Annotated in this window: 4 protein-coding genes; all 4 read left to right on the forward strand. The window is 71.6% G+C overall.

What is annotated here, in order from left to right; translation table 11 throughout:
* The first annotated feature begins 190 nt into the window (after positions 1-190).
* From MXD62_RS32750 to MXD62_RS32765, 4 genes are read left to right on the forward strand one after another with little or no spacing between them, the layout of a single operon-like run.
* Positions 191-2,611, forward strand: a complete 2,421-nt coding sequence (locus MXD62_RS32750; protein ID WP_248833225.1) for a bi-domain-containing oxidoreductase — start codon at positions 191-193, stop codon at positions 2,609-2,611.
* A gap of 45 nt (positions 2,612-2,656) precedes the next feature.
* Positions 2,657-3,757 carry a GDP-mannose 4,6-dehydratase gene (locus tag MXD62_RS32755; protein WP_248833226.1) on the forward strand — a complete coding sequence of 367 codons (1,101 nt, stop codon included), beginning with the start codon at positions 2,657-2,659 and terminating at the stop codon, positions 3,755-3,757.
* Entirely contained in the window at positions 3,754-4,977 is a 1,224-nt protein-coding gene (wecB, locus tag MXD62_RS32760) for a non-hydrolyzing UDP-N-acetylglucosamine 2-epimerase (protein ID WP_248833227.1), read from the forward strand. The genes MXD62_RS32755 and wecB overlap by 4 nt, the downstream gene beginning before the upstream one ends.
* Positions 4,978-5,031: 54 nt before the next feature.
* Positions 5,032-6,447 (forward strand): nucleotide sugar dehydrogenase, encoded by a 1,416-nt coding sequence (locus MXD62_RS32765; protein ID WP_248833228.1) that lies wholly within the window; start codon positions 5,032-5,034, stop codon positions 6,445-6,447.
* The last annotated feature ends 343 nt before the right edge of the window (positions 6,448-6,790 follow it).

Below are 6,790 nucleotides of genomic sequence, written 5' to 3' on the forward strand. Positions count from 1 at the left end.
CACGCTGGCGCAGACGAAGCGGATCGCTCACAGGCAGGTGACACTCCAGCGGCACGGCAGGGCCGATGTTCGCGACTGAATGTAATGCATCAACTACGCTCCGCCGCATGATGCGAGTGCGAGTGTCCGACCCGTCGCGGAGCCGCGGATCTTCCGCGCGGCAGGTCCAGGCGATGGGCCGGGATCTCCGGTGAGGCAGGTGGTCCAGGCCGCCGGCGGTGGAGAGGTTCGGGTCGTCGACACCCCGATTCCCTCCATCGGGGCGACCGAGGTACTCGTGGAGACGGCGGCCACCATCGTGTCCGCCGGTACCGAGCGGGCGGTGACGACGCTCGCCCGGTCCGGCCTGCTGGCCAAGGCGCGGGCACGCCCCGACCTCGTCCGCCGGGTGGCGGAGAAGGCCAGAGCGGACGGGATCGGCGAGGCGGTCCGCTCGGTCCGCGACCGGCTCGCCTCCGAACTGCCCCTGGGCTACAGCGGGGCCGGCCGGGCCGTCCGGGTGGGCAGCGCCGTCGAGGGCATCCGGCCCGGCGACCTGGTGGTCACCGGTGGGGCGGGCTGGGCGAACCACGCCGAGTTCCAGGCGGTGCCCGGACTGCTGTGCGCGCGGGTGCCGGACGGGGTTCCGGAGGCCGACGCCGCCTTCGCGACCATCGCCGCCATCGCGCTGCACGGGCTGCGCCTGGCCGAGGTCGGACCGGGCGCGAAGGTGGTCGTCGTCGGGCTGGGCCTCATCGGCCAGCTCGCCGCCCGCATCGCGCTGGCCAGTGGATGTGACGTGGCCGGTGTGGACCTCGCGGACCTGCCGCTGACCACCGCCGCCGCGACCGGCGTGCGGGCGCTGCGCGAGTCCGGCGACGCGACCACGGCCGCGGTGCGGGAGTGGAGCCGGGGGCGCGGGGCGGACGCGGTGCTGATCTGCGCGGCGGGCCGGTCCGGCGACCCGGTGATGCGGGCGACCGAGTTCGCCCGCGACCGTGCGCAGCTCGTCGTCGTCGGGGACGTCCCGCTGGGTTTGGCACGCGCGCCGTTCTACGAGAAGGAGCTCGCCCTGCGCTTCGCGCGCTCGTACGGCCCCGGCCGGTACGAGCGTGGCTACGAGGAGTGGGGCGTGGACTACCCGGCGGGCCAGGTCCGCTGGACGGAGGGCCGCAACCAGGAGGCGGTGCTCGACCTGCTCGCCGCCGGCCGGCTGTCCGTGGCCGATCTGGTCACCCACGCCTTCCCGCTCGAGCAGGCCGCGGCCGCCTACGATCTGGTGGCGACGCGACGGGAGCCGTACCTGGCCATCCGGTTCGACTACCCGCGCCGCGCCGAGCTGACCGAGCCGGTGGAGGGCGCCCTTTCCACGGAGGGCGCTCCGCCTGCGGAGGGGGCAGTCCCGACCGAGGGTTCCGCCCCGGGGGACGCGCGGCAGGTCGGACAGCACACGCAGCGGGTGGCGCGTCGGGTCGGTCCGCCCGGCCGGCGTCGGGGTGACCGGGTCGGTTGGATCGGCGCCGGGAACTTCTCCGGCTCGGTGCTGCTGCCGGCGTTCCGGGCCGCCGGTTTCGACCGTTTCACCAGCGTCGCTTCGGCCGGTGGGCGGTCGGCTCGAGCCTTCGCCGACCGGCATGGGTTCCAGGGGGCCGCCACCGGGGTCGACGAGCTGCTCGACGACGACGACATCGATGTGGTGGTGATCGCGACGCCGCACTCCACGCACGCCCGGCTGGCGGCGGCGGCACTCGAACGGGGCCGGCACGTGTGGTGTGAGAAGCCGCTGGCCCTCGACCTGGCCGAGCTGGAGATGGTCGAGCGGGCGGCGGCCGTGGGCGGCGGTGTTCTGATGGTGGGTCTCAACCGCAGGTTCTCCCCGGCGGTCGTCGCGGCCCGGCGGCGCCTGGCCGAGCGGGACGGCCCGCTGAGTCTGGTCTACCGGGTCGCGGCCGGTCCCGTACCCGCCGAGCACTGGTACGGCGACCGGGTCGAGGGCGGCCGGCTGCTGGGCGAGGTCTGCCACTTCGTCGACACCTGCGCGACGCTGGCGGGCAGCCGGGTCGAGGCGGCGGCAGTGATGCCCGGCCGCGGTGGTGAGGCGCTGCTGGCCGAGGACCTGGCTGTGACGTTGCGGCACGTCGACGGAAGCCTGTCGACCATCGCGTACAGCTCCGCCCGCCCCCGGGCCTGCCGGAAGGAGATGGTCGAGGCTCTCGCGGGCCGGCGTCACCTGCGCATCGACGACTTCCGGGAGCTGGTGGTCGACGGCGGCTCGGAATGGAAGGGCGTGCAGGACAAGGGACACCGGGCGGCGGCCGGCGCGTTCCTGCGGATGTGCCGCGGCGGCGCGACCGACGTGACGGCCGAGCTGATCGCGTCGTCCTGGGCGACACTCGCCGCCGCCGCGAGCCTCGGCACCGGACTCCCACAGCCAACCGGACTTCAACAGTCAATGGAGGCAGCCACCAGCGACCCGGCTGTCATCGACCCGGCCGGTGCTCCCCGCACGGGTACGGGGCGGGTGGCCGCGGTCGGGGTGCCGGCGGCGCGGACAGCGGATCCGGACGGCACGCCTCTGGACGGCGCCGGCCTTCCCGCCGCCCAGAGAGGGAAGAGCGAACCATCCGTCTGACATAGGGGTAACCCGGGTGGACCCGGAGACAGGAGAGCAGAGATCGTGCCTCGCGCGCTGATTACGGGAATCACCGGCCAGGACGGGTTGTACCTGGGGGAGTTGCTGGTGGGGCGGGGTTATGAGGTGTTCGGGCTGGTGCGCGGGCAGTCGAACCCGAAGGTGGCGACCGTGGAGCGGCTGGTGCCGGGGGTCGTGTTGTTGGAGGGTGATCTGACGGATCTTCCGTCGTTGATCGGCGCGGTGGAGATCTCCCAGCCCGACGAGGTGTACAACCTGGGCGCGATCTCGTTCGTCGGGCTGTCCTGGAAGCAGGCGGAGCTGACCGGGGAGACGACGGGCATGGGGGTGCTGCGGGTTCTGGAGGCGCTGCGGATCGCGGGTGGTAACGACCTGTCCCGGGTGCGTTTCTACCAGGCGTCGTCGTCGGAGATGTTCGGGAAGGTGCGGGAGACGCCGCAGCGGGAGACGACGCCGTTTCATCCGCGTTCGCCGTACGGGGTGGCGAAGACGTTCGGGCATTATCTGACGGTGAATTACCGGGAGTCGTACGGGTTGTTCGCGTGTTCGGGGATGCTGTTCAATCACGAGTCGCCGCGGCGGGGGATCGAGTTCGTGACGCGGAAGATCTCCCGGGCGGTGGCGCGGATTTCGCTGGGTCTGCAGGACTCGGTGTCGCTGGGGAATCTGGAGTCGCGGCGCGACTGGGGTTTCGCGGGGGATTATGTGGACGCGATGTGGCGGATGCTGCAGCAGGAGTCTCCGGATGACTTCGTGGTCGCGACGGGGGAGACGCACAGCATTCGTGAACTTCTGGACGTGGCGTTCGCCCGGGTGGGGATCGAGGACTGGTCCGGGTATGTGCGGTCGGATCCGCGGTTCTTCCGCCCGGCGGAGGTGGATGTGCTGGTGGGGGACGCGTCGAAGGCGGCCGAGGTGCTGGGGTGGAAGCCGCGGGTGGGGTTCCGGGAACTGGTGGAGATGATGGTCGACGCCGACCTCGCCGCAGAGCGGGCCGAGATGTCCCGCGCGGGGTCGGCCCATCGGGACACGGCGGTCGGTCGGTCGCCTTCGTCCGTGCCGGGTATGCCCGCGGTGCGCAAGGCGGCCGACGGCCCTGCGCGTGATCGAACAGTGGCGCCATGACCGCGCTGGTGCCCGACCAGGGCGGTCTGCCCGCGGCCGGCCTGCACGCCGTCGTCATCGCCGGCGCGAGACCGAACTTCATCAAGGTGAAGCCTGTCCTCGACGCGCTGGCGGCCGACGGTGCCCGAACCAGTTTCGTGCACACGGGGCAGCACTACGACGAGGCGATGAGTGACGTCTTCTTCGCCGATCTCGGGCTGCGGCGGCCCGACCACCATCTGGAGGCGGGTTCTGGCTCTCACGCGGTGCAGACCGCGGCCGTGATGACCGCGTTCGAGCCGCTGCTGGCGCGGCTTGCACCCGATGTCGTCGTGGTCGTCGGCGACGTGAACTCGACGTTGGCGTGCGCGCTCGTCGCGGCGAAGGCGAACGTCCCGGTCGCCCACGTCGAGGCCGGCCTGCGCAGCGGTGACCGGACGATGCCCGAGGAGATCAACCGGATCGTCACCGACCGTGTGTCGGACCTGTTGTTCGCTCCCAGCCCCGAAGGTGTCGTCCACCTCCTCGCCGAGGGCGCGCGACCGGAGTCGGTCCACCTCGCGGGCAATGTCATGGTCGACACGCTGCTCGCCTGCCGGGAGCGGGCCCGCTCCCGCCCCGTGCTCGCCGATCTGGGCCTGGCCCCCGGGGAGTACGGCCTGGTGACACTGCATCGGCCGAGCAACGTCGACGACCCGGCGGTACTCGACGGGCTGCTCGCGGCGCTGGGCGAGATCGCGCGCCGCTGCCCGCTGGTGTTCCCCGTTCACCCGCGTACCGCCGGCCGCCTGGCCGGGCGGCTGCCGGACGGGGTGCGGGCACTCGGACCGGCCGGCTACCTGGACTGCGTCGCGCTTCAGATGGGTGCGCGACTGGTGCTCACCGATTCTGGTGGTGTCCAGGAGGAGTCCACGGTGTTGGGCGTTCCGTGTCTGACCCTGCGGGAGAGCACCGAGCGGCCGATCACGGTCGCCGAGGGGACGAACCGGGTGGTGGGCTGTTCCCCGGCGGCGATCATCGCGGGCGCGTTCGAGGTGCTCGACCGGCCGCCACCGCCGCGTTGTCCCGATCTGTGGGACGGGCACGCGGGCCGGCGGATCTCCGCGGTGCTCGGGCGGACTCTCGAACGTCGGACTCTCGAACGTCGGGGTCGTCGTGGCAGCGGATCGCGCCCGCGTGGGCAGGCTGAGGTCGTGCCCGCCGACCTGCTGCCGCCATCGCCTGCCGATCGCGGAGCGTGACACACCGTAATGCTGTTGTGTAGCTGACAGTATTTAGTGAGTCACAATAGGTTCATGATTTCTTCGGGAAAGCTGGTGGTGGTCGGCCAGGGGTACGTAGGTCTTCCCGTGGCGATGCGCGCGGTCGAGGTCGGCTGGCGGGTGGTCGGCGTCGACGTCGACGCCGGGCGGGTCAAGCGGCTCGCCGCCGGCGAGTCGTACGTCGAGGACGTCTCGCGGGACCGGCTCGCCGCGGCACTCGACTCCGGGCGGTACGAGCCGACGGCCGACTTCGCGGCGGCCGCGGGGTTCGATGTCGCGGTCGTCACCGTCCCCACTCCGCTGCGGGAGGGCGCGCCCGATCTGGGCTACGTCGCCGAGGCGGCCCGCAGCCTGGCGCCGCTGGTGACACCGGGGGCGACGGTGGTGCTGGAGTCGACCACCTACCCGGGGACGACCGAGGAACTGTTCGGGCCGTTGCTGGAGGAGGGATCCGGGCTCACCGCCGGAGACGACTTCCGGCTCGGCTACTCCCCGGAGCGTATCGACCCGGGAAACCCGACCTGGCGGCTGGAGAACACGCCGAAGGTCGTCTCCGGTGTCAACGACGCCTCGCTCGAGGCGGTCCGGGCCTTCTACGACTCGCTGGTGGACCGTACTGTGCCGGTCGCCTCGACGAGAACGGCCGAGCTCACCAAGCTGCTGGAGAACACCTTCCGGCACGTCAACATCGCCCTGGTCAACGAGCTTGCGATGTTCGCGCACGAGCTGGGGGTGGATGTGTGGGAGGCGATCGACGCCGCCTCCACCAAACCGTTCGGGTTCATGCCGTTCCGGCCCGGCCCCGGCGCCGGTGGCCATTGCCTGCCCATCGACCCGTCGTATCTGTCCTGGCGGGTGCGGCGACGGCTCGGCCGCAGCTTCCGGTTCGTCGAACTGGCCAACGACATCAATGACCACATGCCGGACCATGTGGTCCGTCGTGTGATCGACATGCTCAACCGGCGCGGACGCTCGGTGAGCGGCAGCCGCATCCTTCTGCTCGGACTGGCCTACAAGCGGAACACCGGTGACTCCCGTGAGTCGCCGGCCGCGCGAGTGGCCGCGCTGCTGGCCGATCTCGGTGCCGGGGTCTTCGCGGCCGATCCGCACGTCGACCCCGCGCAGGCGCCGGGACGGGTCGCGCTGGTGGACGCCGACGCGGCGCAGATCGCGGCGGCCGACCTGGTGGTCGTGCTGGTCGACCACGACGCGTTCTGTCGCGACCTGGTGATGCGTCACGCCACGGCCGTCCTCGACACGCGCCGGTGGCTGCCGGCCGTGTCCACAGGTGCCGCCGGTGCGCCGGTGGATCATACGCAGACCGGAATGCCGTCCGGTCCGGCGCGCGCCTCGGTGGTCGACGTGCCGGCGGCGGCTGATCTTCCGGTCGGGGCGGTTGTCCCGGCGCCTCGTTCCGAGCTGCGCCGCGTCCTCATCGAGTCGCTGTGACCTACGGCGTGCCCGACGCCGAGCCGACTGCCAGCGCGGCTTGACGCCAGGGGTCAGGGGGGTGGATCTCAACCTGTAACCGATCGTTCTGGCCGTCATGACCCGGACGGGGCGCCACGCAACGGCGCCCCGCCCGTTCGTCTGCCCCGAGGTCCCGAGTGTCGTGACTCTGTGTAGTAGAACTCTCTCTGTAGGTTAGCGAAGGTTGCCGGGTGCCCTGGAGGGGAGCTGATGAGAGTTCTCGTGACCGAGATGCGTAACGCGCGGGCCCTGTCCTTCAGGTCGGGGTCAGCGCATCGACGACAGCGTGACAGGCGTGCCTGCTATGCTGTCACCTGTGGGG

The organism is Frankia sp. Mgl5 (assembly GCF_023242985.1).
In the GTDB taxonomy this organism is placed as follows: domain Bacteria; phylum Actinomycetota; class Actinomycetes; order Frankiales; family Frankiaceae; genus Parafrankia; species Parafrankia soli.